This is a genomic window from Microbacterium sp. ANT_H45B, assembly GCF_008369345.1.
Classification (GTDB): Bacteria; Actinomycetota; Actinomycetes; order Actinomycetales; family Microbacteriaceae; genus Microbacterium.
In genome coordinates this window covers 137,649-164,346 of sequence record NZ_VOBK01000001.1, presented here as the reverse complement: position 1 = coordinate 164,346, position 26,698 = coordinate 137,649, and the positions used below count along the sequence as shown (strand labels likewise).

Here is a 26,698-nt window from a genome sequence, read left to right as displayed (position 1 = left end):
CCGTCAGTCGCGGGAGGTGTGGTCGACGTCGGACTCCGGCGTCTCCTCCTCGGGCGTCTCCTGCGTCTCCTCCTCGGCCGACGATGCCGGCTCCTCCTCGGGCTCCCGGTGGCCGCTGACGATCAGGATGCGCCGAAGGTCCATCGCGGCGAGCACGCCAGGACCCATGGAGCGTCCCTGCCGGATCGTGCGGTCGTCGACCGTCTCGAGCAGCAGCCGGATCGCACGCGCGGCCTCGCCACGCGCCCGGTGATCTGCGGCGTCGACCGGATCCTGCTGCGCGATCACCTCGGCGACGGCCTGGCATGCGGCCGACAGCGGCTCGGGCAGCGCGGGGTCGAGATCGAGGGATCCCGGGCGGTCCCAGATGGTGTCGGCGATCTCATCGGAGATGTCGCGGATGAGGTGGGCGATCCGGTCGAGACGGGTCAGCTCCTCGTGGATGTGCCGGGTCTCGCCGCGGCGGCCCCACGCCCGGGGATTGCCCCGCCGGCTGTCATCCGCATCCGCCAGCGCTGTACGTAGGGCGGCGGTGGTATCGGCGAGGGATGTCGCGTCACTCGCCCACTGCTGCCGCTCGGGTGGCCAGTACTCCGAGACGGCCACACCGATGTCCTGCAGGTGGGTGCTCAGCTGCGCGCGGAACTCGTCGACCCTCGCAGAGGCCGCGAGGGTGAGGGGAGCGGGGGCGATGACCACGTTCACGATCAGTCCGATCGCGACGCCGACCGCCATCTGCACGAGGTATCCGAGCGAGTAGTCGTCGGCGTTCTGCCCGCCGACGATCAGCACGAACAGCGCCGCGATCGGCACGTACTCCCGGCCCGCGCCGAACCATCCGGTGCCCGAGACCAGCACGCCGAGCCCGACGACGACGGGGATCGTCCACCAGTTCGGCCCGACGGTCATGACCACCAGGAACGCCAGGCCGATTCCGGTCGCGAGGCCGATCAGCGTCTGCAGTCCCGAGCGCAGCGACCCCATCAGCGTGGGGTACATGCTCACGAGGGCGCCGAGCGGCGCGTAGTACGGGTACTGCTCCGTGACGCCGGGCATGTGCGGCGCGATCATCCAGGCCAGTCCGACGGCGAGCGTCGTCTTGGCGACCAGGAGCAGGCGTGCGGGATGCACCGCTTCGCGGATCGACCGGCCCGCGCCCGAACGGCGTGCGCGCAATCGCGTTCTGATGTCGGTCACTGCATCCTCCCGTCCGCCTCTCGGAGGGCGACGCTAGTCGGGAGCGTGCGCATCGCTCCAACGGGTTGCGCCATCGGCGTCGGGCGGGTACGCGCACGCGCGGCGGCACCGGCCGAAGAGGGCCGGCGCCGCCGCGTGATCGGCGTCGAGAGTGCTGAGGCGTCGAGAGTGCTGAGGCGTCAGGGGGTCGCGCGGCGGAAGGCGAGGAACGACACCGCACCGAGCACCACCACGGCCGCGAGGCCCCAGAGCGCGAGCCCGAGTGCACCGAGATCGCCGATCGCGAGCCCGACCTGGACCCACAGCTCGAGGCGGGTGACGAGGAACACGAGACCCACCAGCACGAGGGAGAGGCCCACGCCGACGATCGTCACCACCGTGGGTCCCCAGCTCTTGTATATCGTGGCCCCGGTGAAGCCGAAGACGAAGAGGAAGAGCGCGAGGGTGAAGTACACGACGAACGCCCCGAGCGGGCCTGCCTCCCACAGCCATGGCAGGTAGAACACGTAGCCGTTGACGCCGTAGCCGTTCGTCGCGACCTCGATGCCCCCGCCGAGCAGGAACAGAGCCGCGAGAAACGCGCTGCCCAGGATCGCGGTGAGCATCGTGCCGACGAAGAAGTCGCGGCGGGTGATGCTCATGGCCTGGGAGAACGGGAAGGTGAGGGTCATCGCCGAGATCCCGATGGCGAAGAAATACCAGAGCGGGGCCTGCCCGCCCCCGCCGTACTTGGGTCCGTCGCCGGGGATCATCGCGTAGATCAGCACCGAGAGAACCGTCGCCGACACGAGGATGATCAGCGGCACCCAGACGAACGTCTGACGGTTGATCAGCTGCAGGCGGATGACGTTGAGTGTACGTCGCATCAGCGTGCTCCTTCCTTCGTGGTCGAGGCTCTGTCGGCGGCCTCGGCCCTTTGCGTGAGACGGACGACGAGCTGCTGCAGCGAGACGGGGGTCAGATCGAGGCCGGATGCCGCGACCTCGGCCCGCTCCGCGGCGGACAGCGCCCCGAGCACGGTGACCGAGGCCACTCGTCCGAGGGTCTCGCGGTGCAGGATCTCGCGGCCGGAGGCCCAGGCGTCGACCGCATCCGCATCGCCGACCACGGTGACGGCGCGGTCGCGCACGGCATCCGTGTCCTCGTTGAGGATGATGCGACCGCTGTCGATGACGATGACCTTCTCGATGAGGTTCGAGACCTCGTCGATCAGGTGCGAGGAGAGCACGATGGTGCGCGGATGCTCGGCGTAGTCCGCGAGCAGCCGGTCGTAGAAGATCTGCCGAGCCACGGCGTCGAGGCCGAGGTATGGCTCATCGAAGAAGGTCAGATCGGCACGGGAGGCGAGTCCGATGATGACTCCGACGGCGGACAATTGACCCCGCGAGAGCTTCTTGATCGTCTGCTTCATCGGCAGCTGGAACTCCGCGATCAGCTCGTCGGCCAGGTCCTGGTCCCAGTTCTCGAAGAACAGGCGCGCCGCGGCGAAGGCGTGACGCGGGTAGGCGTCATCCGGGTACTTCTGGCTCTCGCGCACGAAGCACACCCGGTTCAGCACCCGCGAGTTCTCGTAGGGATGCTCCCCGAAGACGCGCACGGTGCCGGAGGACTCGAAGTTCTGGGCGGTGAGGATCGACATGAGTGTCGTCTTGCCCGCGCCGTTGCGGCCGAGGAGGCCGTAGATGGCGCCCCCTTCGAGGCTGAGCGAGATGTTGTCGAGCGCGCGGGTGTCCTTGTAGCGCTTCGTGAGGTTCTGTACCTCGATGACGGCGGTCATGCTCCGGTCTTCCCTTCTGGTCGGGGTGCGGCGGGATCTGCGACTGTCTGTGTCGCACGCTCGCGGAGGAGGGCGGCGAGGTCCTCGGCGCCGAGCCCGAGCGTGCGGGCCTCGGAGAGGAGGGGGTCGATGAAGCGGTCGGCGAAGGCCGCTCGACGCTCGCCGAGCACGAGATCTCGGGCCCCGGATGCGACGAACATGCCGATGCCGCGGCGCTTGTACAGCACTCCCTTGTCGGTGAGCATGGCGACTCCCTTCGCTGCGGTCGCGGGGTTGATCCGGTAGAAGCCGGCGAGCTCGTTGGTCGACGGAGCCTGCGCCTCCTCGTCCAGTGAGCCGTCGAGGATGGAGTCCTCGATCTGCTCGGCGATCTGGAGGAAGAGCGGCTTGCCTTCGTCGATCACGAGTCCTCCGCGGTGGTTAGTGGGTTAGTTACTCGACTAGGTAACCACCGAACCCGGATCGTGTCAACCCTTCGAGCGCGCGCCTCTACGTGCATCCGCATCCTCGAGTCGAGTCGAGTCGAGTCGGGCCGGGTCACTTTCGCATCCTCGCTGCCGACCCGAGTCGGGCGGGGTCACTTTCACATCGGAAAGGCTCGATTCCGGTGCGGAAGTGGCCCCGCTGGGTGGGGCGGTGCGGAAGTGACCCCGCTGGGTGGGGCGGTGCGGAGGCGGTCCCCCGGATGGCGGGGGCGGGGGTGGGCGAAGGAGCAGAGTTGTGCGGGGTCAGTTACGCACCGGAGAAGCGCGATTCCGGTGCGAAAGTGGCCCCGCATAGCCCCTCGTGGGAGGCGTCAGCCGCGCAGGTCGCGGGCGCGCAGCGCGACGACCGATGCCGCGACGAACAGCAGCGCGAGCCCCCAGGTCAGCGCGAGGCCGCCGGGATCGACGCCGTCGGCGAGCGGCGACTGCCGGTAGACCCATGCGTACGGCGAGAGGGCGTTCAGACCGTCGAGATCCGCCGACTGCTTGGCGAGCGCCTGCAGGATGTACCCGACCACCGCGATCCCTGCGCCGACACCGGTCGCCCAGACCCGGCGCCCGGTCGCAGCTCCCGCGAGCAGGGCTGCGGATGCCGTGAGGAACGCGAGCCCGGTGAGCGCCGCGCTGGCGCCGACGATCCGCCAGCCCTCGAGGCCGAGTTCCGCGGAGTCGTTCAGCGCCCAGACGACGAAGCCCGAGAACGCGCCGAGCCAGAGCAGACGGACGAGCACGGCGACCGCCGACTCGAGCGCGTACTGACCGCGGCCGATCCCGTGCGCGAGGTCGAGCTCGGCGCGACCGCTCTCCTCCGCCCCGGCGATCGCGGCGGAACCCCAGAGCACCGCGGCGATCGTGAGCAGCAGAAAGCCCATCAGCCCGTAGAAGGTGCTCTGCGCGTACCCGGCGCCGCTGGAGATCTGGTCGTATCCGATGGTCTCGACGAGCTGCTTCGGCAGCGCCGAGATGATGTCCTGCAGCTGCCCGTTGCCGCCGAGGCTCGGGTAGAGCGGAAGGTAGAGGAAGAGCACGGCGGCGAGGCCGACCGTCCACCCGAGCAGGCTCCGCCACGAGTCGCGCAGGCTGCGCCGGAACACCGGCAGGATGCCGTTCATCGCCGTCCCTCCCCGTCGCGCATCGAGCGTCTCGTCCGGCGCTCGGCACGGGTCTCGACACGCGCCTCGGCAGCAGGATCGGCGTCGGGATCGGCAGCACCCGTGCCGCGCTCGCCGCGTGCCCGAGCCGGCGCCGCGCTCACCGCCGAGTCGCCGTACAGCCGCAGCACGGACTCCTCGAGGTCGGGTTCCTCGACCGTCAGGTCTCGCACCTCGAACGGGGCGAGCGCCTTGATGAACGGATCGATGGCGCCGTCGATCGTTCCCGACAGCTGCAGGATGCCGTCGGCATCCGTCGCGTCGATCCCGCTCAGCCCCGGAACGCGATCGAAGTCTGCGCGGGCTGCCGCGGCATCCGTCGTCGCAAGCTCGACGCGCACCCGGCGGATCGACCCCAGCCGCAGCGAGGCGACGTCGCCGTCGGCGACCACCCGGCCGTTCGCGAGCACCGCGACCTCGTCAGCCGTCTGCTGGATCTCGCTGAGCACGTGCGAGCTGAGCAGCACGGTCTGCCCGGCGTCCTTCGCTTCGCGCACCATCTGCAGGAACTCACGCTGCACCAGCGGGTCGAGGCCGCTGGTGGGTTCGTCGAGGATCAGCAGCTCCGGCCTGTGCATGAAGGCCTGGATGAGCCCGACCTTCTGCTTGTTGCCCTTCGACAGTGTGCGGACGGGACGCGAGAGGTCGACGCCGAGGCGGTCGGCGAGGTCGCGGCCGGTCTGCAACGTGGCTGCGGAGTCGCGGCTGCCCGAGACCTGGGCGTAGAACGACAGCATCCGGTGCCCGCTCGATCGCGCGTCGAGGTGCAGTTCTCCCGGCACGTAGCCGATGCGACGTCGCAGTGCCGCCCCGCCGTGACGCGGGTCCTCACCGAGCACGCGCACCGTGCCGGACGAGGGGCGGATGGCATCGACCAGGGTGCGCAGAGTGGTCGTCTTGCCGGCGCCGTTCGGGCCGATGAGCCCGAAGACGGTGCCGGGTCGCACGTGCAGACCGAGCTCGTGCAGCGCGACACGGCTGCCGTAGCGCTTGTGCAGGCGGTCGATCTCGACGGTGTCGGTCATGACGCGTCTCCTTCCGAGGCGTTCGTATGTTCCGCGGGTTCCGCGGCATCCGCGGATGGCGTGAGGGCGTCGCGGGCACTGTCGAGCAGCGCGGTCGTCGAGTAGATGCCGTGCGTGAGCAGCTCGAGCGTGGGCAGCGTCAGGCGGAGGAGCCCTGCGGGACTCAGCTGATCCGTGCCCAGTGCGCGCGCGATCTGACTGCGCATCACGACGGGGCCGAGGCCCATCAGAGTCACGAGCAGGGTCGTCAGCTCGGGGTCGCTCATGGGCTCGAGCATCCCCGCGTCGCGCTGCTCGGCGAGCACGCTGCGGGTGCTCGCCAGAAAGCTGTCGAACAGTCGATCGGCGGCGGGCGAGCCGTCGACGAGCATCCGCGAGAGGTAGTCGACGTACCTGCCGTAGCGGTCGAGATCGTGCAGGGCCGCGCGGATGCGGTCGCCGGTCGGCGCCTCGATGAGGTCGTGCTCCTCATCGATGAACACGCTGACCACGAACTCGTCGCACTCGGCGCGCAGGGCGTTCTTGTCACCGAAATGGTGCACGATCAGCGCGGGGCTGACGCCGGCCTCCGCGGCGATCGCCCGCAGGCTCGTGGCGTCGAATCCGTCGCGGGCGAAGGCGGCGATCGCGGCGTCGCGGATGCGGGCGCGAGCGGTGAGGTCGTCAGAAGCTGAACGCATGTACAGCAGACTAAACAGTTGTTCAGTCTGTGTCAAGGGGTGCCGCTCGTAGTCTGGAGGCGTGGACTTCCCCTACAGCCGCCTGCGCCGTTGGCCCGATGTCGAGGCCGACAATCTGCAGGCCCACGACGCGACCGATCTGCTGCTCGTCGAGCGCGCCCTGTCGCTCGGGATCGACGGAGGGGCGACCGTGGTCATCGGTGACGACTACGGTGCGATCACGCTCGCGCTGACCGCCGCCGGTCTCGACGGCATCCGCGTTCATCAGGACCTCGCGACCGGGCGACGCGCCCTCGCGCGCAACGCCGAAGAGCTCGGGCTCGCCGGGTTCTCCGCCCACGAACTCGACGTCGCACTGCTGGGCGGGGCGCGGCTCGTGCTGCTGCAGCTGCCGAAGGCCCTCGCCGAGCTCGACGAGATCGCCGACGCGGTCGCGCGCTGGGCCGCCCCCGAGGTCGTGCTCGTCGCCGGCGGTCGCGTGAAGCACATGACGATCGCGCAGAACGAGGTGCTCGGACGCCGCTTCGCGCACGTGCAGGCGCAGCGCGCCGAGCACAAGTCGCGTCTCGTCGTGGCATCCGAGCCCCGGCCGGTGCCCGCCGAGCCGCCGTTCCCGGTGACCGCGCAGCATGAGGGACTGGTCGTGGTCGCCCACGGCGGCGCGTTCGCGGGCGCGAAGCTCGACATCGGCACGCGGTTCCTGCTCGAGGTGCTCGGCCTCGGTGGTTCACAACTCAGCAGCGACGCCATCCCTCCGGGTGAAGGCGCCCCGGAAACGGCCGATCCCGGCAATCCGTGCTGCGTTGTGAACGACGATGGGTCGAGCGCGACGCCGACCGTCGTCGATCTCGGCTGCGGAACGGGGGTGCTCGCCACCTCGTACGCCCTCGCGCACCCGGATGCGCGGGTCATCGCCACCGACCGGTCGGCGGCGGCGGTGGCCTCCGCGCGTGCCACGGCGGCCGCGAACGGCGTTGCCGACCGCGTTGCCGTCATGCACGACGACGCGGGATCGCAGATCGCCGACGCGAGTGCCGATGTCGTCCTCCTCAACCCCCCGTTCCACCTCGGCACCAGCGTGCACACCGGCGCCGCGACGCGCCTGTTCGAGGCCGCCGCGCGCATGCTCCGCCCCGGCGGTGAGCTGTTCACGGTCTTCAACTCGTCGCTCGGATATCGGGGCGAACTCACCCGTCTCGTCGGCACCACCGAGCAGCTCCAGCGCACGCCGAAATTCACCGTGACGCGCAGCGTCCGTCGCTGACCGCGCGCCTCGAAACGCCCGTGCGGCATCGCCTCACCGCCCTGTCCGAAACCCGCACAATCCCCCGGTCAGCGGCGGGAACTGAACGACATCAAATATTGCGGATTTGCCCCTGACCGGCCGTTTCGTTACGTTGGTCGATGGGCCTGACGGCCCGAAGACCAGTCCGCGACCACGTCCTTCTTTCGAATGTGCTGTGCTGCGAAGAGGCGTGGACGTACGGTCGATGCTCTATCGCGGTGGATCCGAAATCCGCCGTCCGCGCCGCCACAGCACCATGTCGAAACGGCCGGGAGGATCACCCGGGCGTAACCGAAGCAGGCTCAGCCGCCCGAAGGCGAGCCGCAGGGGAAACGTGTCCGAAATCGCTCTAGAAGCGCGCAATCTGTACAAGGTGTTCGGGAAGAATCCGAGCAGTGCCGTCCGTCGACTCAAGGCCGGTGAGAGCAGATCCGCCGTCGGCGACGCAGGGACAGCCGCCGTCATCGACGCCAGCTTCACCGTCAACCGCGGCGAGATCTTTGTGATCATGGGCCTCTCCGGCTCCGGCAAGTCCACCATCATCCGCATGCTCAACGGGCTGCACGAGGCGACCGACGGATCCGTCGTCGTCAACGGCGACCCGATCACCGGCATCCCGGCTGGACGCCTGCGCGAGATCCGCCGCGACCGCATCTCGATGGTGTTCCAGCACTTCGCGCTGCTGCCGCATCGCACGGTCGCCGCGAACGTCGCCTACCCCCTCGAGCTCAAGGGCATCGGCAAGGACGAGCGCCTGAAGAAGGCCGAAGAGATCCTCGCTCTCGTCGGTCTCGAGGGTCAGGCCGAGAAGCTGCCCTCCGAGCTGTCCGGCGGGATGCAGCAGCGAGTGGGCATCGCCCGCGCGCTCGCCGCCGACTCCGACATCCTGCTCATGGACGAGGCGTTCAGCGCGCTCGACCCGCTGATCCGCCGCGAGATGCAGGAGCAGCTGCTCGAACTGCAGGAGAAGCTGCAGAAGACGATCGTCTTCATCACCCACGACCTCAACGAGGCCATGTTCCTCGGCGACCGCATCGCCGTGATGCGCGACGGTCGCATCGTGCAGATCGGAACGCCGGAAGACATCCTCACCGACCCGGCGAACGACTACGTCGAGCAGTTCGTGCAGGACGTCGACCGCGCCCGCGTGCTCACCGCCGCGAACGTCATGGAGCGTCCGCGCCCGGTCGTCGCCGAGACGGCGGGCCCGCGCACCGCGCTGCGCCAGATGCGCGACGCGTTCATGTCGGCGACGTACGTCACCGGTCGCGACCGCAAGCTGCTCGGCATCGTCACCGATCGGGATGCCGTCAAGCTCGTGCGCAAGGGCGTGTCGACCCTCGAGTCGATCATCAAGCCGGTGCCGCAGAGCGTGAGCGAAGACGAAGTGCTGATGAATCTCTTCGTGCCGTCGGTGGAGTCGCCCCTGCCGCTGGCCGTGGTGGATGCCGCAGGACGACTGACCGGCGTGATCCCGCGCATCACCCTGCTCGCAGCGCTGGGCCCCGGCCCCGGTGCGACCGGCGAGATCACGGTGCCGCTTCTTCCGATGCCGCAGGCGGAGATCGACGCGGTGCTCGATGACGGATGGACGGCCGACCCGCAGCCGGCCGCAGGTACGACGGAGGAGGTGCGCTGATGGATGGTTTCCGCATTCCCCTCGGCAGCTGGGTCGCGACGGGCGTCGACTGGATCAAGACGAACCTCGACGGTCTGCTCGACGTCATCTCGTTCGTGGTCAGCTTCCTCGTCGACGGCCTCACCCGCGCGCTGCTCAGCCCGCACTTCATCGTCATCATCCTGATCGCCGCGTTCATCGCGTGGCTCGTGCGCTCCTGGCAGCTCGCGATCGGCACGGTCGTCTCGTTCGGGCTGATCGTCGCCATGAACCTCTGGGTTCCGGCGATGCAGACGCTCGCCCTCGTGCTCGTCGCCGCGGTGATCGCGGTGCTGATCGCCGTGCCGCTCGGCATCTGGTCGGCCCGCAACGCCACCGTGCGCGCGGTGCTCAAGCCCGTGCTCGACTTTATGCAGACCATGCCGGCCTTCGTCTACCTGATCCCGGCGATCGTGTTCTTCAGCATCGGCGTCGTCCCCGGACTCGTCGCGACCGTGATCTTCGCGCTGCCCCCGGGCGTGCGCCTCACCGAGCTCGGCATCCGCGGAGTCGACTCCGAGACCGTCGAGGCAGGGCAGGCGTTCGGCGCCAAGCCGGGGCAGATCCTGCGCGGCATCCAGCTTCCGCTCGCGATGCCGACGATCCTCGCCGGCGTCAACCAGGTCATCATGCTCGCGCTGTCGATGGCGGTCATCGCCGGAATGGCGGGCGCAGACGGCCTCGGAAAGATCGTCGTCGAAGCGATCTCGACCATCAACATCGCCAAGGGCGTCGAGGCGGGTCTGGGCGTCGTGCTCATCGCCGTGTTCCTCGACCGCGTCACCGCGGCGCTGGGCGACCTCGGCAGCAACCGCTCGTCGCTGCTCGGCCTGCTCGCGCGTCGTCGGACGATCCAGCGCCTCGAGGCGGCATCCGCTGAGGCGTCGTCGACCGCATCCGCATCCGAGTCGGCCGAGGCGGCTGACTCGAAGAATGCCGCCGATGCGGCCGAGCGCGAGAAGGCCTCTCCGCGCCGCACCGCCGTCGGCGGCGGCGTGCACTGACTCATCCCTCCCACAAGAGAACAGCACCACCGCAGTACACAGCAACACAGCACCCATATATACGGAACGAGAGAGACACACACATGAAGAAGAAGTTCCTGACGATCGCGGCCATCGGAGCCGCAGCGACCCTGACCCTCGCCGGATGCAGCGGTGACGGCATGGGCGGCACCGGTGGAGGCACCGGCGGCGGAGACACCGGATCGGGCGACAAGGGCACGATCACGCTGGGCTTCCTGCCCTCGTGGACCGACGGACTCAGCACCGCATACCTGCTGCAGGACCAGCTCGAGAAGATCGGCTACACGGTCGAGATGAAGACGCTGACCGAGGCGGGCCCGCTGTACACCGGCCTCGCCCAGGGTGATGTCGACATGTACCCGTCGGCGTGGCCCGAGCTGACGCACAAGTCCTACATGGACCAGTACGGCGACGACATCGAAGACCTCGGCGCGTACTACGACAACGCGAAGCTGACCCTCGCGGTTCCGGAGTACTCCGACCTGAACTCCATCGAGGATCTCGTGGGCAAGGGCGCAGAGCTCGACGGCAAAATCTACGGCATCGAGCCGGGCGCCGGTCTGACCGCGCAGACGCAGAAGATGATGCCCGAGTACGGTCTCGACGGCGAGTACGAGCTCGTCACCTCGTCGACAGCGGCGATGCTCACCGAGCTGAAGTCCGCGACCGACAAGCAGGAGGACGTCGTCGTGACGCTGTGGCGTCCGTTCTGGGCCAACGACGCCTTCCCCGTGAAGGACCTCGAAGACCCCAAGGGCGCGATGGGCGAGGCTGAGGCCCTGCACTTCCTCGGCACGAAGGGCTTCGCCGAGGAGTTCCCCGAGGCCGCCGAGCTGATCGAGAAGATCAAGCTCGACGACGAGCAGTACGGCTCGCTCGAAGACAAGGTCGTGAACGAGTTCGGCGAGGGCAAGGAAGCGGATGCCGTCGACGCCTGGCTCGAGGAGCACGGCGACGAGTTCGACTGGGTCGTCAGCTGACCTGAGCCGCTTCCGCGCTTCCGCCCCGGTGGGCGGACTTCTCCCCGATGGGCGGAGGATCTCTCGCAGATCCTCCGCCCATCGCGGCGTTCACCGCCCGACGCAGGAACGGAGGGGAGGGCCGGGTCAGAGGCGCGCCACCGCGACCCGTGCCGCGAGCAGGGGCAGGGTGCGGTCGACCTCGGGCTGCGGGCGGATGCCGAGGGCGTGGGTGAGTTCGAGCGCGAGTGCGGCATGACCCGCGGCGTTGGGGTGGAAGGGATCGTTCATCAGACCCCAGGGCACCGCACCGCCACCGAGGTCGGTGAAGCGCGCGTGCTGGTCGACGAGGATCACGTCGTCCGACGCGGCGACCTCGCGCACGGCATCCGCGAACTCCACGATCCGCTCTCGACCGGGCGCGTTCGGGACGTCGATCGACGGCGGGGTCTGCAGCACGACGATCGTGCCCGCAGCCCGCGCGCGCGTGACGAACTCGCGCAGCGACGCGGCGAACTCCGCCGGCGCGACGGTCACCAGGTCGGCGCCGGTCGCCATGTCATTGGTGCCGATCATCAGGGTCAGGATGTCGGGGCGCCACGTCGCGACGCGACGATCCCAGTCGCCGAGGATGTCGGTGAGACGGTGCCCGCTGATCGCCGTGTTGATGACGGCATCGCGGGTGCGACCCAGCTCGCCGCGCACCAGTTCGTGCAGGTGCTCGGCGTAGGTGCGTGCACCCTGCGTGTGCACGAGTCCGTGGGTGATCGAGTCGCCGGTGATGACCCAGTTCAGCGGCTCGGAGCCCGCGAGCAGGTCGGTGAGGCGGCGGAGATCAGATGCGGATGCGGGGGATTCGGCGTTCGGCACGCCCTAAAGACTAGCCGCGGCGTCAGTGGGAGACTGGTCTCATGGCTTCCCCACTGCTCGACGACCTTCTTGCCCGCATCGTCGAGAGCGGCCTGCTCGATGATCCGGTCGCCGAGAACGGCCTCGTCTACGGCCGGGCGACGATCGACGCGGCCGGCGCGGTGGTCACGGTCAACGTCGACCCCGAGCTCGAAGATGACGAAGAGAGCTTCGACGCCGACGAGCTGCTCGGGGCGATCAGCCGCATCCTGTCGGTGTCAGAGACGCGGTGGCGTGCGGTGATCGACGAGGTCGCCGACGACATCGACGAGGCGGTCGACGACGAGCCGGTCATCGAGCAGACCGATCTGCGCGACGACCTCGAGGCCACCTCCGCCGTGGTGTTCGCCGATGCGGTGCTGATCGCCTTCGATGCGCCGAAGCAGTTCCCGGACTCCCGGATCCTCGTGCAGCTCGACGACGAGCTCGAGGTCGCCAACATCGAGGTGCGCGATCGCTGAGTCGGCCCGACTCACAACCACTTCTTGTACTTGAACACCCCGTAGAGGCCCACGGCGAAGGCGGCCATCGCGCCGATCGCCATCGGGTATCCGAACGCCCACTCGAGCTCGGGCATCGCCTCGAAGTTCATGCCGTACACCGTGCCGACGAGCGTGGGGGCGAAGATGATCGCGGCCCACGACGAGATCTTCTTGATCTCGTCGTTCTGCGCGAGTCCCGCCTCGGTCTGCCGCCGCGCGACGAGCGCGGAGTGCACGGTGAGCGCGTTCTCGAGGATCGCCCGGAACGAGTCGACCCGCTCGTTCACGCGGATGACGTGGTCGAGCACGTCGCGCAGCGACCGCTGCAGCTCCTCGTCGATGCGGTACTTCTCCGACCCGCGGCGCAGCCATTCCAGCATCCCGGAGAGCGGATGGACCGCCCGCTGGAAGTTGATCACCTCGCGCGAGAGCTCGTAGATGCGGCGGGAGAGCGCGTCGTCGTCGCTGTCGCCGAAGAGCTGGTCCTCGATCTCGTCGATGTCGTTCAGCAGGCCCGAGACGATGGGCTCGTAGCCGTCGACCACCTCATCGAGGATCGCGTAGAAGACGGCCTCGGGTCCCATCGCGAGCAGCTCGGGGTTCGCCTCCATGCGCCGACGGACGGCGGCGAGGTCGGGCGACTCCGCGCGCCGGATCGTCACGACGAAGTCGGGGCCGACGAACAGGTGCAGCTCGCCGAATTCGATCGACTCCTGCTCGTCGCGGTAGCGGGCGGGGCGCAGCACCGCGAAGAGGGTGTCGCCGTAGCGCTCGACCTTCGACCGCTGGTGTCCCGAGAGGGCGTCCTCGACGGCCAGCGGATGCAGGTCGAACTCGCGCGCGACCGAGGCGACCTCCTCGGGGCTCGGACGGTACAGGCCGATCCAGGCGATGCCGCCGTGCGCATCGAGCGACCGGTAGGTCTCGTCGAGGTTCTCGGGGGTCTCCACGCGACGTCCCTGGACGTACACGCCGTTGTCGATGAGGGCCATGGCTGGCTCCGTTCTCGCAGGCGCACGCCCGGACAGAGGGGTCGTGCGCAGATTTCGTCAGGGGGCGGATGACGCCGCCGACGGCTGCGGAGCGGGACGAGCGGATGCGGAGCCGGAGCTCAACGCACGGATGCCGTCAGACGCGACGCAACGAAGGCGGCGTCGCAACTATCACCGGACATCGCCATCACCGCCTCTCGCATCTGGGGGTCACATGACCCGACGTGCCAGCATACTCCTGCGCGCTGGACGTGGACTCCGCGGAGCGGACGCCTCAGGCGTCGATGCCGACGAGTTCGGCGCTCCTGCGCCACAGCGCCTCGGCCAGAGCGGCATCCTCGATCATCGGATTGACCCGTCGGGTCAGCACGCGCTCGTCGTAGTACCGCCCCGAGATCCAGGTCTCATCGGGTGTCCCCTCGGCGAACCAGGTCAGGGTTCGGCCGCCCTTGTCGCTGCTGATGAGCAGCAGGTGCTTGAGCGGCGTGCGATAGACGATGCGCATGATCGTGCTCGAGTCGGACGCGAAGTTGGTCTGCACGGTGCCGGGGTGGAAGGCGACCGAGGTGAGGCCCTCGCCGTGGAACTTCGTGTGCAGGCTCTTCGTGAAGAGGACGTTCGCGAGCTTGGCATCGCCGTATGCCTTGTTCGCGCTGTACTTGACGCGATTGTCGAGGTCGTCGACGTCGATGCGCCCGAACAGCCGGTGAGCGACGCTCGAGGTGTTGATGACCGCCGCGTGGCCGGTGCGCAGCTGCGGCAGCAGCAGGTTGGTGAGCAGGAAGGGCGCGAGGTGGTTGACCTGAAGGGTCTTCTCGTGGCCGTCGACCGTCGGGGTCTGATCGCCGAAGATGCCGCCCGCGTTGTTCGCGAGAACGTCGATGCCGCCGTCGCCGACCGCCTCCGCGATCTTCGCGGCGAGCTCGCGCACGTCATCGAGTCGCGCGAAGTCGGCGGTGAACCACTCCGCACCCGTGTCGGCGGCGACCGCGCGTGTCTTCTCGACCGAGCGTCCGACGAGGATCAGCCGATGGCCGTCCTCCGAGAGCTGGCGGGCCGATGCCGCCCCGATGCCGTCGGACGCCCCCGTGAGCACGATCGTCTTGGTCGTCATGATCCTGCCTTCGATGGGCGATCGGATGCCGGTTCCCCGGCGGTGCGGCTGCGCGCGACGTACACGGTGTTCGACGAGGTGCCGCCGGTGACGGCGTTCGCGAAGTCGACGACGTGAGCGACGACATCATCGAACACGGCGCGCATCGTCTCCAGGAAGTCTTCGTCGGGCGGGTCGTCCGACCACAGTGCGAACACTCCGCCGGTGGCGAGGTGTCGATCGAGCGATCGCAGGCCGTCGACCGTGTAGAGGTCGGCGTGCGAGGCGTCGAGCTGATGGCGCGGGGAGTGGTCGACATCGAGCAGGATCGCCGAGTAGTCGCCCTCGCCCTCGCGGGGTGCGGTGCGCACCAGCGCGAAGAAGTCGTCTTCGACCAGGCTCGTGCGGGGATCCTCGACGAGCTCGGCCGACACCGGGAGCAGCAGTCGCTGATGCCAACCGATCACCGCGCCCAGCCGATCGACCACGGTGAGCGAGGTCACCCGCGCGTCGCGCAGTGCCGCGACCGCCGTGTAGCCGAGCCCCAGTCCGCCGACCAGCACGGTGAGGTCGTCACCCGTGGCGGCGGCGAGACCCAGATTCGACAGTTCCTCCTCCGCCACCGTGAACAGACTCGACATGAGGTACTCGTCGCCGAGCTTGACCTCGTAGATCTCCTGGCCGACTGAAGGATCCGTCCTCCGGCGCAGCATGAGCTCACCGATCGGGGTCTCCTGCCAGTCGAGCTCTTCGAACCGTGTGATCACTGCGCTGCTTCTCCGTCGTTCGTCGTCTTCGGGGGCAGGTGCAGCGGCTCGGGCATCGGCTGCGGGGGCGCGGCTGGAGCGGCGATCTCGCGCGCCACCTGCTTCTCGAGCACCTGCACGGCCTCGTCGCTCAGCAGGATCAGCCCTTCGAGCTCGTCGCGCACGCGACGGTAGGCGACGTTGCGCTCGGCCTGGGTCGCCGACTCGTCGACGGCGACCTTGAGCAGTTGCTGCGCCCGATCCAGTCTCTTGCGCTCCGGTTCGGTGAACGACGAGTCGCGCAGACGGCGAGCATCCTTCTCGGCGATCTCGAACGCGACGGCGTAGGCGCCCACCGCGTCGAGGTACTCCGACACCTGCTTCTCGGTGACGGTCTGCTCGGCGGACGCCGGTCGCAGAGCATCCGCCGTCTTCTTGGCCCGCAGGAACGCCGCGACCAGAGGCTGGCGCCCGTCGCTCATGGCCGGGAAGGCGATCAGCTTCGCGACGTCGAGCTCGTAGTCGAGCCACCGTGCGGTGATCTCGTCGTGCTCCGAGAACAGGCGCTCGAGCAGCGCGTTCGGGGCCACGGATGCCGTCGTGTCGATGACCGCCGGGCCCATCCGCCTGGCAGCGCCGCCGCGCGCCTCGAGCTGTGCCGTCTTGATCTCCGCCTTCAGGCGCAGCGTCTCGAGGCGTCGCTCATGGCGGCGCTTTGCGTTGCGCTCCCACGCCTTCGCCGCGCCGCCGGCGACACCCATGATGGGGAAGATGATCCACCAGGGCACGGTGCCGAGCCAGCTGAAGAAGGGTTCCATGATGCCCTCAGCCTACTTCTCGGGGTTCCCGCCGTCGCCGGCTCCCGGGGCGCCCGCCGGTGCCGGTTCCGGCTGCGGGCACACCGTCGGATGCCGGTGTGCCCGCGCCGACGCCGGTCCCCCGAGTGACGGGCGGGCACGGTTCCCGGCGGGCGCCGTTCACAATTCAGCACCGTTGGTCGACCGCCGGCGTCGCGCGCCGGACGATCCGCGGTTCGTCGGCGCTCGGCCTCGGGCGCGAGATTTTCCTTGCTGAATTGTGAACCACGTTCGCCGGAGCCCGCCCACTGGCGTCGCCGAAGGACGGCGCGGACCGAGTCTCAGCCGCGCTGAGCGCGCTCCAGGACGGCGCGGACCGAGCCTCAGCCGCGCTGAGCGCGCTCCACGAGGGCGACGAGCTCGGCGCGCGGTAGCGGGAATCCGTCGAGGCGACCGACCGGGAAGTTGCCGAGCATCTTGAGCATCTCGCCACCCTCGGATCCGAACTTCTCGGCGATGACCGCGGCGAACTCCGCCCCCACGACCGGGTCGACCAGCAGCTCTTCGAACGACGAACCGAGGCTGACCGGCAGCACGACCTCGTCACCGTCGACCGCGACCGTCGTGCGGGTGCGCAGATCACGGCTCGACGAGCCGAGGTCGATCACGTACTCGCCGGCCTCGACGATCCAGCGGTCGACGCGAACATCCCAGTACGCCAGCTCCGCGCGGCGAAGTCGCAGCTCGACCTCGACGGTCTCACCCGGCTCGATCAGCACCGACGCGAACGCCTTGAGCTCGCGCGGCGCGCGCTGCACCGACGATCCGGGCAGGCTCGTGTACGCCTGCACGACCTCGCGGCCGGCGACCGTCCCGGTGTTCGTGACCGGCACCGTGACGACGACGTCGCCCGAGCCGTCGATCGACGCCGTCGCGTCGCCGTACGAGAACGTCGTGTACGACAGGCCGTGCCCGAACGGGAACGCGACGGGCAGCTGCCGTGCGTCGTACCAGCGGTATCCGACCAGCAGGCCCTCGCTGTAGAGAGAGTGGCCGTGCTCGCCGGGGAAGCTGCCGAAGGCGGGGGTGTCCTCGAGACGCAGCGGGATCGTCTCGGCGAGCCGGCCCGACGGGTTCACGACACCGAACAGCACGTCGGCGGTGCCGCCGCCTCCTGCCTGTCCGAGCAGCCACGCCTCGACGATGGCGGGCACCCGGTCGGCGAACGGCAGGGCCACGACCCCGCCGTTCGAGAGCACGACGACGACGTTCGAGGTGACTCCGAGCACGGCATCCAGCAGATCGAGCTGCGCAGCAGGCAGGTCGATGTGCTCGCGGTCGAAGCCCTCGGACTCCTCGTGCGCGGGCACGCCCAGGAAGACGACGGCTACATCGGCGGCGGATGCGGCGGCGACGGCTTCATCGCGCAGGGCCGCGGAATCGGCATCCGCGTCCTCGCCGATCGCGAACCCGGCGGCGAACGTGACCTCTCCGTCGCTGAGCGCACGGATCTCGTCGAGAGCCGTGTCGATGCGGGTCGGGTTGATCTGCGACGAACCGGCGCCCTGGAACCGCGGGGTGCGCGCGAACTCGCCGATCACGGCGAGTTTCGCCGACGGCTGCAGGGGCAGGATGCCGCCCTCGTTGCGCAGCAGCACGATCGAGCGGCCGGCGACCTCGCGGGCGAGCGCGTGGTGTCCGTCGACGTCGAGCGGGCCCGACGCCGCCGGGCGCGACTGGGCCTTGCGGGTCAGGTCGAGCAGGCGGTCGACCACGGTGTCGACGGCGGCCTCGTCGAGGCTGCCGTCCTGCACGGCGGCGACGATCTCGGCATCCGTGCGTCCGCTGCTGCCCGGCATCTCGAGGTCCATTCCCGCGATGACACCCGCGACGCGGCTGTTGACCGCGCCCCAGTCCGAGACGACGATGCCCTCGAAGCCCCACTCGTCGCGCAGGACCGTCGTCAGCAGCCACGGGTCCTCGGACGCGTAGACGCCGTTGATCCGGTTGTACGAGCACATGATCGTCCAGGGCTGGGCGTCTTCGACGACCCGCTGGAATCCGCGCAGGTAGATCTCGCGCAGCGTGCGCGGGTCGACGTCGCTCGAGACCCGCAGGCGGTCGGTCTCCTGGTTGTTCGCGGCGAAGTGCTTGAGCGATGAGCCGACGCCCTGCGACTGGATGCCGCGCACGAGACCTGCCCCCATCGCGCCCGAGACGATCGGATCCTCCGACATGTACTCGAAGTTGCGGCCGCACAGGGGCGAGCGCTTGATGTTGATGCCCGGGCCGAGGATCACCGCGACGTCCTCGATCGCGGACTCGACGCCGAGAGCGACGCCGACGCGCTCGGCGAGGGCGGGGTCGAAGGTCGCCGAGAGTCCGACAGCGGGCGGGAAGCAGGTGGCGGGGATGCTGCCGGCAAGGCCCAGATGGTCGGTGTCGCCGCCCTGCTTGCGCAGGCCGTGGGGCCCGTCGGTGAGCATGAGGGAGGGGATGCCGAGGCGGTCGATGCTCTTGGTCGTCCAGAAGTCCGCGCCGCTGGTGAGCGCGGCCTTCTCTTCGAGGGTGAGGTCGTGGGCGCGCGCGCCGGTGGGCTCGGTCATGGGATTCCCTCTCGCCGTTGAGTCGGATCGGGCCGCGCCGAAGGTGCGGCATCCGCTCGATTCTCAAAACTTTAATCGTTATGGTTTTCTCCCACAAGGAACCATCGACATCTGCGGAGGAATCTCTTGCACGGAAAACCTGAACGGTCTAGGTTTTCATCCACGGGAGCGAATCTCCGGCATGTCGCGGCGTTGCGACGCCTTCGGACTCCCACCGGCCGAAGGAGGCAGGCATGAGCGGTTCCGCAGCGGGTACGCCGTCGGGGATGACGACGGCGACGGCGGTCGCACGGGAGCATCACTGGTTCGCAGAACCGACAGAGCCGGCGAAGAAGGGGTACGTCGCCTGGCTGATCATCGCGCAGTTCATCTTCTTCATCGCCCTGCTGGGGCCGGCCGTCGTCGGCATCGGCCTGAAGATCCAGGACCTGCAGAACGCCGGGGCGATCGCTGACGGCGCCGCGGGCTTCAACACGGCATCCGCGATCCTCGGTGGAGTGGGAGCGTTCTTCGCGACCGTCGCGAATGTGGTGTTCGGACGCGTCTCCGACCGCACGACGAGTCGATGGGGGCGCCGACGGATCTGGATCGTCCTGGGCACCGTCATCATGACGATCGGCTTCGTGTTCATGGCGCTCGGCCCGAGCCTGCTCGTCGCCACGATCGGCTGGGCGATCGCCCAGCTCGGCGCGAACATGACCCTCGCGCCGTTCGTCGCGACGATCGCCGACCAGGTGCCCAAGTTCCAGCGCGGATCGGTCGCCGCGGGTCTCGGCATCGCACAGAACCTCGGCATCGTCGGCGGCACGTATGTCGCGGGCTGGTTCTCGTTCAACCTCTTCATCGTGTTCGTGATCCCCGCGATCCTCGCGATCATCGCCATGGTCGTCTTCGCGATCGTGCTGCCCGACAGGGTGCTCCCGGCCCGGCCGCCGCGGATCAGCTTCCGCGAGGTCGTCCAGACGATCTGGGTCAGCCCGGTCGCGCACCCCGACTTCGCGCTCGCCTGGTGGTCGCGGTTCCTCATCACGTTCGCGAGCTTCGGGTTCACCACCTTCCGCTTCGCGTACATGGGCTTCCACTTGGGGGTTCCCGAAGAGGAGATCGGCCTGCTGATCGCGAACACGACGCTCGTGTACACCGCGGCCCTGGTGGTCACGGCGTGGATCGCGGGCAAGATCTCGGACAAGATCGGTCGACGCAAGGTGTTCGTCTGGACCTCGACGGTGCTCTTCGCCGCCGGCACGTTCGCGCTGATCTTCATCCAGGACGTCCCGTCGTACTACGTCCTGGAGATCCTGCTGGGGGCCGCCTTCGGAATCTACGTCGGCGTCGACCTCGCGCTGGTCGTCGACGTGCTGCCGAACCCGGACGACTCGGGCAAGGACCTGGGCGTCTTCAACATCGCCAACGCGCTGCCGCAGACGGTGGCCCCTCTCATCGGAGGCCTCGTGCTGGCATCGACGGGCGGTGCCAGCGGTGCCGACTACACGGTCTGGTTCACGATCTGCGCGGTCGCGGCGCTGATAGGCGCCGCGGTGATCTTCCCGATCAAGAGCGTGAAATAGCGGGGACGGGGAGTGGCGACCGGATGCCTCGGGGGCGCATCCGGTCGTCACGGGTCTCCGCTCGAGCGTTCATCGGATTCTCCTAGACTGACGTCATGGCACGACGGGGGCAGTACGCGAAGGGTGCGGCGAAGCGCGCCGAGATCCTCGCCGTCGCGCTCGACGTCGTCGCCGAACTGGGCACCCGCAAGGCGTCGAATCGGGAGATCGCGGCACGCGTCGGGCTCACCCAGCCGGGACTCATGCACTACTTCAGCACCCGCGAAGAGCTCTTCCTCGAGGTCCTGCGTGCGCGCGACGAGCGCGACCACCGGCAGTACCACTCTCCGGACGGAGCATTCGAGGGCTTCCTCGATGTCATCTCGCACAACGCCACCGTGCCGGGACTCGTGAGGCTGTACGTGGAGTACTCGGCCGAGGCGACGATCGAAGGACATCCGGCTCGGGCGTTCTTCGAGGAGCGATTCCGGTGGGTGCGCACGCTGATGACCGAGGCTGTGCGGCACGAGCAGGCCGTCGAGCTGATGGGGCCGGACGTCGACATCCCCTATGTCGTGGATCTGGTCATCGCGGCGGCCGACGGGTTGCAGGTGCAGTGGCTGCTGGATCCCTCGATCGACATGGCCGACCGGCTCGCGCGCCTCTGGCACGGCATCCGCGCGACGTCGTGGCCGGCCGTCGTCACCTGACCTCCGACGTTCCGTCGATCGCAGCCGTGCACCCCTGCGGCCACGTTCCGCGTGCACGGAGACGCGCTTAGATAGTATTTTCCGTAATTACGAACTTTTGATAGGTTCGAATCATGGAATCTGAGAACGAGCGCGCGATCGAGCGCCGCCTGGCCGACCTCGAGCACGAGGTCGCGCGGCTCTTCGCCCTCGCCGAGGGGCGTATCGACGTCGTGCCTTCGGATGCTCCGGACCCCTCGGGTGCTCCGGGCTCGTCGGATGTTCCGGGCTCCTCGGAGCTGGCGGATGTTCCCGATGTCCAGGGTGCCGGTGCGGTGCCGGATGCCGCTGATACGCCCGCCGGCGCGGACGACCCGCTCTGGTTCGTGAACGAGCTCGGCCGACGCGTGCCGGGCGCGGTCATGATGGCCGGCGCGGTCGACACCGCCGCAGGACCCGTCCGCTGGCAATACGGCCTCATGGCCGACGCCCTGCTGTCGCAGGACTGGAGCGATCTCGCGCGCCCCCTCGAGGCACTCGGCCACCCCGCTCGCATCGAGCTCGTCCGTCAGGTGCTGCGCGGAGCGCACACGACGGCCGAGTTGCTGCAGCTCGAGCACCTCGCCTCGTCCGGTCAGCTCTACCACCACCTGCGCCAGCTCGTCGCGGCGGGGTGGCTCGTCTCGCCTCGCCGCGGGTACTACGAAGTTCCCGCGGCACGCGTCGTCCCCCTTCTCGTCCTGACCATGATCGCTTCGAGCTGAGGAGCCCCCGTGACCACCCCCTCGACACCCCCGACACCCTCGACACCCCTCGACCCCGAGGTCCGCGCGAGCGGCTCGGAGGCGCCCCGTCGCCGCCCGACCCGCGCGATCCTCGCCGTGATCGGCGCCGCCGCCGTGGTGGGTGTCGCGCTCGGCACGGCGATCGGCCCGCAGCACCAGACCGTGAGCGCCTCGACGGCGGGCGATGCCGGTCTCGCCGACCGCATCCGCTCCCTTCCCGGCAGCCTCGACAGCTTCCGCTCGCTCTCGGTCGCCGAGATCGGCCCCGACGGGGCGGTCTTCGCGGGACTCGGCGACGCCGACCCGGGCACTCCGGGAGCGCCGACCGCCGACACGGTCTTCGAGCTCGGATCCATCACCAAGACCTTCACCGGGGCGCTGTTCGCCGAGGCGATCGAGCGCGGCGAAGTGAGCGCCGACGACGCCCTCGCCGAGCACCTGCCCGACCTCGAGGGCACGCCGGCCGGCGATGTGACCCTCGCCTCGCTGTCGCAGCACACGTCGGGTCTGCCCGGCCTCGGGGCCACGGCCGCCGACGCCGCAGTCACCGGTGTGCTCCTCAACGAGAACCCCTACGCGACCACGACGACCGAGCAGCTGATAGCGGATGCCGCGGTGGCGCCCGTCGACCCGGACCAGGGATCCCTCTACTCGAACTTCGCCGTCTCGCTGCTCGGCACCGCGCTCGTCGAGGCAGCGGATGCCGGAGACTACGCGACCCTGCTCGAGGAGCGCATCACCGGCCCGCTCGGCATGGACGACACGGTCGTCGCGGCGACCGCCGACGAGGTTCCGGCCGATGCCGTGCCCGGATTCCTCATCAACGGCGTCCGTGCACCCCGCTGGTCGGGTGAGGGATACCTGCCGGCCGGCTCGTCGACCTTCACGACCGCCGCAGACCTCGCGCTCTGGGCGCAGGCCAACCTCGACGGCACGGCGCCGGGCGCCGCAGCGCTCGAACCCACCGCGCCCATGGGCGAAGGCACCGAGATCGGGTGGGGATGGATCACCTCGCCCTCCTTCTCGGGCGAGGGCCTGCAGACGTGGCACAACGGCGGCACCGCGGGCTTCCGCACGATGCTCACTCTCGATCGGGATGCCGGGACGGCGTTCCTCGCCCTGTCGAACACCGTGGCCCCGGCCGACTACATCGCGATGTCATACCTGTCGGGCGCCCCGATCCCGGAGGTCGACGCCCCGACGGCGACCGTGGCGTGGGGTGTCTTCGGACTCGCGCTGCTGTTCGGCCTGATCGCCCTGTTGCGTTCGTTCCGGGTGACGGCGCTGCTCCCGTCGGTCAGCGACCTGATCTGGGCGACATTCGGACTGCTGCTGCTCTGGCACAGCGGACCCTGGTTCGCGGTCGGCGGGTGGTTGTGGGGACTCGCCCTCGCTCCCGCGCTCGCCGCGATCGGAGTGCTCGTGCTTCGCGCGTCGCGGACGCCGCTGCCGTTCCTCCCGCGTCGCCGCGCCTGGCTCTGGTGGCCGGTCGCCGTGATCGGTGCGGGGCTCGCGGTCGGCGTCACCTTCCTCTGGTGAGGTGACGGGGGCGGGCCGGGCGCAGCCGCTCAGAGGCCGAGCTTCTCGGCACAGGCGACGCAGTGCGTGGCGAACGGGCGCACCTCGAGGCGGGCCGCCGGAATCGGTCGGCCGCAGTGCGCGCAGACGCCATAGGTACCGGCATCCAGGCGGGCGATCGCGTCGTCGACCTGCCGCAGTTCGGATGCCGCCGCTTCGGCCAGCCCGGTCAGTCGTGACCACTCCGACGAGAGCGTGACGCCCTCGGGGTCGTGCTCGTCGTCGTCGTTCGACCCCTCGCGGTCGTGCATCAGCTCGGCAAGGGTCGCCGCGGTCGCCGCGACCCGAGCCGCGGACTCGGCGCGCAGCACGGTGAGGCGAGAGCGGGCATCCGACGTCATCCGCACACTCTAAGCCGCGCCTCCGACATCCGCTGCCTGCGTGCCGACCCTCTCCGACATCCGCTGCTGCCGCACGCCCGGGTGGCGTCTTCCCCGTGAGGAGGCACCTCCGTGTCGGGCGGAGTCTTCCCCGTCTGGAGGCACCTCCGTGTCGGGCGGAGTTCTCTGCGTGGGGCGGTGGCCTAGCTGTCAGAGGTCCGCCGGTCGGGGAGTTCTCCGCCCGTCGGCGAGACCACCTGAACCGTGTCGGTGCGCACACCGGGTTGGTCGTGCTCCGTGTCGGGCGGAGTCCTCTGCGTGCGGCGGTGGCCTAGCTGTCAGACGTCCGCCGGTCGGGGAGTTCTCCGCCCGACGGTGAGACCACCTGGACCGTGTCGGTCCGCACCCCGGGGTGGTCGCGCTCGAGGGCGGCGCCCTCCATGTCGACGTTCGGGAGGATGCGGTCGAGCCACCGCGGCAGCCACCAGGCCGAGCGTCCGAGCAGGTGCATGAGCGCCGGCATGAGCAGCATCCGCACGACGAAGGCGTCGAGCAGCACGCCGAAGGCGAGGCCGAAGCCGATCGAGCGGATGATGGTCGACTCCGAGAAGATGAAGCCGCCGAATACCGACACCATGATCAGCGCCGCGGCGATGACGACCGAACGGCCGGCGCGGAAGCCCTGCGCCACGGCATCGCGTGCCGAGGCGCCGTGCACATACGCCTCACGCATGCCGGATGCGAGGAACAGCTGATAGTCCATCGCCAGCCCGAAGAGGATGCCGACGAGGATCACCGGCAGGAAGCTCAGGATAGGCCCCGTGCTGTGCAGTCCGATGATGTCGGCACCCCAGCCGAACTGGAACACCGAGACGATCAGCCCGTACGTCGCGAAGAGCGAGAGCACGAAGCCTCCCGTCGCGATGATCGGCACCAGCAGCGAGCGGAACACGACGATCATGATGAGCAGCGAGAGCCCGACCACCACCACGAGGTACAGCGGCAGGACGCCGGCGAGAGACTCGGAGATGTCGATGTTGGTCGCCGCCTGACCTGCGACGCCCAGGGTGATGCCGCCGTCGAGCTGCGGCAGGGCGCGGATGTCCTGCACGAGCTTCTCGGTCGACGAGCTGTTCGGGCCTTCGGCGGGCAGCACCTGGAACGCGAGCAGCGTGTTGTCGTCGGAGGTCGCGATCGGCGCGACGGCGACGACGTCATCCTGATCGGCGATCTTCTGGGCGACCTCGACCTGCGTGGCGAGCAGGTCGTCATCGCTCACCGCCTCGTCGAGGGTCGCGGTGACGAGCAGCGGGCCGTTGGCTCCCTCGCCGAACTGCTCCTCGACGGCGTGGAAGGCGCGGTAGCTCGTCGAGTCGGACGGCTCGCTGGCCCCGTCGGGGAGGCCGAGACGCATCGACATCGAGGGGATGGCGATGATCAGCAGCGCGATCACACTGACGAGGGCGGTCACGATGGCGCGCAGCGTCGACATCCGCTTCACCGGCGTGCCCGCGGCATGCGGCTGGCCGATCGTGGCGCGGGCCTTGCCGCTCAGCAGGCGGGTGCCGACGAGGCCGAGGATGGCTGGTGCGAGCGTGATCGCGACGAGCACGGCCACCGCGACGCAGACCGCGCCGACCGTGCCCATGAGCCCGAGGAACGGCACGCCCGTCACGTTGAGGGCGAGCAGGGCGACGATGACCGTGGTACCGGCGAACACGACGGCGGTGCCCGAGGTGCCGGTGGCGAGCCCGATCGACTCCCGCACCGGCACGCCGTTGAGCAGCTGCTTGCGGTGTCGGTTCACGATGAAGAGCGAGTAGTCGATGCCGACGGCGAGGCCCAGCATCACGCCCAGCACGGGCGTCACGGATGCCATGTCGACGACGCCCGAGAAGGCGAGGGATGCGGTCACACCGACGCCCACGCCGACGATGGCAGTGACGATGGGCAGCGCGGCGCCGATCAGCGTTCCCAGCATCACGATCAGCACGATCGCGGCGAAGGCGAGTCCGACGGCCTCGCCGACCCCGAAGATCTCAGGCACGCCCTGCGCGATGTCGGTGCCGAAGTCGACCTCGACGCCGTCGATCGGCGCGGACTCGAAGTGATCGATCGTGCCCTGCTTGATCTCCTCCGAGAGCTCGAGTCGCGGATCCTCGAACGACACGTTGACGATCGCGGTCGAGTCGTCGTCCGACACGACGCCGATGCCGTCGGAGAGGCCGAGCAGCGTCGTGCCGAGGTCGACCTTCTCGGCGTTCGCATCGAGGTCGGCGCGGGAGTCGTCGATGGTCTTCTGCTGAGCCTCCAGCTCGGTGAGCTGCCCGTTCAGTGCGGCGATCTGCGTATCGAGCGCTGCGAGCTGTGCGGCGGGGGCACCGCCGGCCTCAGCCTGCGCCCGGCCCGCGGTCAGCTGCTCCAGCCCTGACTCGAGCTGCGCGCGCCCCTCGTCGAGCTGCGTCTGTCCGGCATCCAGCTGCGCCCGCCCGCCCTCGACCTGGTCGCTGCCGTCGGCGAGCTGCTGGGCCTGCTCGGCCCGCTGCTGCTGGGTCTCGAACGGGTCGATGACCGACGCCACGCCGTCGAGATCCTCGGCGCTCGATGCCAGCGTCGAGATCTCCTGCTTCTGCTGCTCCGTGAAGGCCGAGCCGTCGGTGGTCCGGTAGACCACGGTTCCCGTGCCCCCGGCCGTGTCGGGCAGCTTCTTCGCCAGCTGATCGGTCACCGCGCCGGACGCGGTGCCGGGGATGTCGAAGCTGTTGCTGAGCGTGCCGCCGAGGGTCAGGAACGCGCCGACCCCGAGGCCGAGGATGAGGACCCACGAGATGATCACCGTCCATGCCTTGCGCGCAGCGAGGGAACCCAGACGGTAGAGCAGTGATGCCACGACGATCTCCTTCAGACATCAAT

24 protein-coding genes are annotated in these 26,698 nt (G+C 69.2%); 9 read left to right on the top strand and 15 right to left on the bottom strand.

All coding sequences use genetic code 11. The features are described 5' to 3' along the window. Window positions 1-3: 3 nt before the first annotated feature. From FQ142_RS00735 to FQ142_RS00705, 7 genes are all read right to left on the bottom strand, one after another. Window positions 4-1,197: an FUSC family protein gene (locus tag FQ142_RS00735; RefSeq protein WP_149421831.1), complete on the bottom strand. Its 1,194-nt coding sequence runs from the start codon at window positions 1,195-1,197 to the stop codon at window positions 4-6. 179 nt (window positions 1,198-1,376) lie between these two features. Further along, window positions 1,377-2,063, bottom strand: a complete 687-nt coding sequence (locus tag FQ142_RS00730; RefSeq protein WP_149421830.1) for a hypothetical protein — start codon at window positions 2,061-2,063, stop codon at window positions 1,377-1,379. After that, on the bottom strand, window positions 2,063-2,974 hold the full coding sequence (locus FQ142_RS00725) for an ABC transporter ATP-binding protein (protein ID WP_149421829.1): 912 nt from the start codon (window positions 2,972-2,974) through the stop codon (window positions 2,063-2,065). The genes FQ142_RS00730 and FQ142_RS00725 overlap by 1 nt, the downstream gene beginning before the upstream one ends. Beyond that, window positions 2,971-3,378, bottom strand: a complete 408-nt coding sequence (locus FQ142_RS00720; protein ID WP_149421828.1) for a GntR family transcriptional regulator — start codon at window positions 3,376-3,378, stop codon at window positions 2,971-2,973. The genes FQ142_RS00725 and FQ142_RS00720 overlap by 4 nt, the downstream gene beginning before the upstream one ends. A gap of 392 nt (window positions 3,379-3,770) precedes the next feature. Beyond that, entirely contained in the window at window positions 3,771-4,571 is an 801-nt protein-coding gene (locus tag FQ142_RS00715; protein ID WP_149421827.1) for an ABC transporter permease subunit, read from the bottom strand. After that, entirely contained in the window at window positions 4,568-5,635 is a 1,068-nt protein-coding gene (locus tag FQ142_RS00710; RefSeq protein ID WP_149421826.1) for an ABC transporter ATP-binding protein, read from the bottom strand. The genes FQ142_RS00715 and FQ142_RS00710 overlap by 4 nt, the downstream gene beginning before the upstream one ends. Next, a complete protein-coding gene (locus FQ142_RS00705) occupies window positions 5,632-6,315 on the bottom strand; it encodes a TetR/AcrR family transcriptional regulator (protein WP_149421825.1) in 684 nt (227 codons plus the stop codon). The genes FQ142_RS00710 and FQ142_RS00705 overlap by 4 nt, the downstream gene beginning before the upstream one ends. A 61-nt stretch (window positions 6,316-6,376) precedes the next feature. Here FQ142_RS00705 and FQ142_RS00700 point away from each other — a divergent pair, with 61 nt between their 5' ends. The 4 genes from FQ142_RS00700 (at window position 6,377) to FQ142_RS00685 (ending at window position 11,262) form a co-directional block, all read left to right on the top strand. Beyond that, window positions 6,377-7,579, top strand: coding sequence for a class I SAM-dependent methyltransferase (locus FQ142_RS00700; protein ID WP_149421824.1), 1,203 nt, complete (start codon window positions 6,377-6,379; stop codon window positions 7,577-7,579). Window positions 7,580-7,934: 355 nt separating this feature from the next. Further along, window positions 7,935-9,239: a glycine betaine/L-proline ABC transporter ATP-binding protein gene (locus FQ142_RS00695; protein ID WP_149421823.1), complete on the top strand. Its 1,305-nt coding sequence runs from the start codon at window positions 7,935-7,937 to the stop codon at window positions 9,237-9,239. Beyond that, on the top strand, window positions 9,239-10,261 hold the full coding sequence (locus FQ142_RS00690; RefSeq protein WP_149421822.1) for an ABC transporter permease: 1,023 nt from the start codon (window positions 9,239-9,241) through the stop codon (window positions 10,259-10,261). The genes FQ142_RS00695 and FQ142_RS00690 overlap by 1 nt, the downstream gene beginning before the upstream one ends. Before the next feature lie 83 nt (window positions 10,262-10,344). Further along, the gene (locus FQ142_RS00685; RefSeq protein ID WP_056414110.1) at window positions 10,345-11,262 is read left to right on the top strand and encodes a glycine betaine ABC transporter substrate-binding protein; all 918 of its coding nucleotides are present in this window, start codon (window positions 10,345-10,347) and stop codon (window positions 11,260-11,262) included. 126 nt (window positions 11,263-11,388) lie between these two features. Here FQ142_RS00685 and FQ142_RS00680 read toward each other — a convergent pair whose 3' ends face one another. Further along, a complete protein-coding gene (locus FQ142_RS00680) occupies window positions 11,389-12,111 on the bottom strand; it encodes an SGNH/GDSL hydrolase family protein (RefSeq protein ID WP_149421821.1) in 723 nt (240 codons plus the stop codon). A 41-nt stretch (window positions 12,112-12,152) separates the two neighbouring features. Here FQ142_RS00680 and FQ142_RS00675 point away from each other — a divergent pair, with 41 nt between their 5' ends. Continuing rightward, on the top strand, window positions 12,153-12,611 hold the full coding sequence (locus tag FQ142_RS00675) for a cytochrome C5 (RefSeq protein ID WP_262492009.1): 459 nt from the start codon (window positions 12,153-12,155) through the stop codon (window positions 12,609-12,611). An 11-nt stretch (window positions 12,612-12,622) separates the two neighbouring features. On the opposite strand, the gene FQ142_RS00670 is transcribed toward FQ142_RS00675, so the two are convergent. From FQ142_RS00670 to FQ142_RS00650, 5 genes are all read right to left on the bottom strand, one after another. After that, entirely contained in the window at window positions 12,623-13,624 is a 1,002-nt protein-coding gene (locus FQ142_RS00670; RefSeq protein WP_149421820.1) for a magnesium and cobalt transport protein CorA, read from the bottom strand. Between the two features lie 274 nt (window positions 13,625-13,898). Then, window positions 13,899-14,738 carry an SDR family NAD(P)-dependent oxidoreductase gene (locus FQ142_RS00665; protein ID WP_149421819.1) on the bottom strand — a complete coding sequence of 280 codons (840 nt, stop codon included), beginning with the start codon at window positions 14,736-14,738 and terminating at the stop codon, window positions 13,899-13,901. Further along, window positions 14,735-15,484, bottom strand: coding sequence for a spermidine synthase (locus FQ142_RS00660; RefSeq protein ID WP_188042253.1), 750 nt, complete (start codon window positions 15,482-15,484; stop codon window positions 14,735-14,737). The genes FQ142_RS00665 and FQ142_RS00660 overlap by 4 nt, the downstream gene beginning before the upstream one ends. Further along, a complete protein-coding gene (locus FQ142_RS00655) occupies window positions 15,481-16,281 on the bottom strand; it encodes a hypothetical protein (RefSeq protein WP_262492008.1) in 801 nt (266 codons plus the stop codon). The genes FQ142_RS00660 and FQ142_RS00655 overlap by 4 nt, the downstream gene beginning before the upstream one ends. A gap of 362 nt (window positions 16,282-16,643) precedes the next feature. Further along, window positions 16,644-18,866 carry a glycoside hydrolase family 3 C-terminal domain-containing protein gene (locus FQ142_RS00650; RefSeq protein WP_149421818.1) on the bottom strand — a complete coding sequence of 741 codons (2,223 nt, stop codon included), beginning with the start codon at window positions 18,864-18,866 and terminating at the stop codon, window positions 16,644-16,646. Window positions 18,867-19,099: 233 nt separating this feature from the next. Here FQ142_RS00650 and FQ142_RS00645 point away from each other — a divergent pair, with 233 nt between their 5' ends. From FQ142_RS00645 to FQ142_RS00630, 4 genes are all read left to right on the top strand, one after another. After that, a complete protein-coding gene (locus tag FQ142_RS00645; protein WP_149421817.1) occupies window positions 19,100-20,434 on the top strand; it encodes an MFS transporter in 1,335 nt (444 codons plus the stop codon). Between the two features lie 95 nt (window positions 20,435-20,529). Continuing rightward, entirely contained in the window at window positions 20,530-21,123 is a 594-nt protein-coding gene (locus FQ142_RS00640) for a TetR/AcrR family transcriptional regulator (protein WP_149421816.1), read from the top strand. 113 nt (window positions 21,124-21,236) lie between these two features. Next, window positions 21,237-21,866, top strand: a complete 630-nt coding sequence (locus FQ142_RS17635; protein ID WP_149421815.1) for an ArsR/SmtB family transcription factor — start codon at window positions 21,237-21,239, stop codon at window positions 21,864-21,866. Between the two features lie 9 nt (window positions 21,867-21,875). Then, the gene (locus FQ142_RS00630) at window positions 21,876-23,426 is read left to right on the top strand and encodes a serine hydrolase domain-containing protein (protein WP_149421814.1); all 1,551 of its coding nucleotides are present in this window, start codon (window positions 21,876-21,878) and stop codon (window positions 23,424-23,426) included. Window positions 23,427-23,455: 29 nt separating this feature from the next. Here FQ142_RS00630 and FQ142_RS00625 read toward each other — a convergent pair whose 3' ends face one another. Together FQ142_RS00625 and FQ142_RS00620 are read right to left on the bottom strand one after the other, a co-directional pair. After that, complete coding sequence (locus tag FQ142_RS00625) at window positions 23,456-23,806, bottom strand: TraR/DksA family transcriptional regulator (RefSeq protein WP_149421813.1); 351 nt, start codon at window positions 23,804-23,806, stop codon at window positions 23,456-23,458. 310 nt (window positions 23,807-24,116) lie between these two features. Further along, window positions 24,117-26,675 (bottom strand): MMPL family transporter, encoded by a 2,559-nt coding sequence (locus tag FQ142_RS00620; RefSeq protein WP_149421812.1) that lies wholly within the window; start codon window positions 26,673-26,675, stop codon window positions 24,117-24,119. Window positions 26,676-26,698 lie beyond the last annotated feature (23 nt).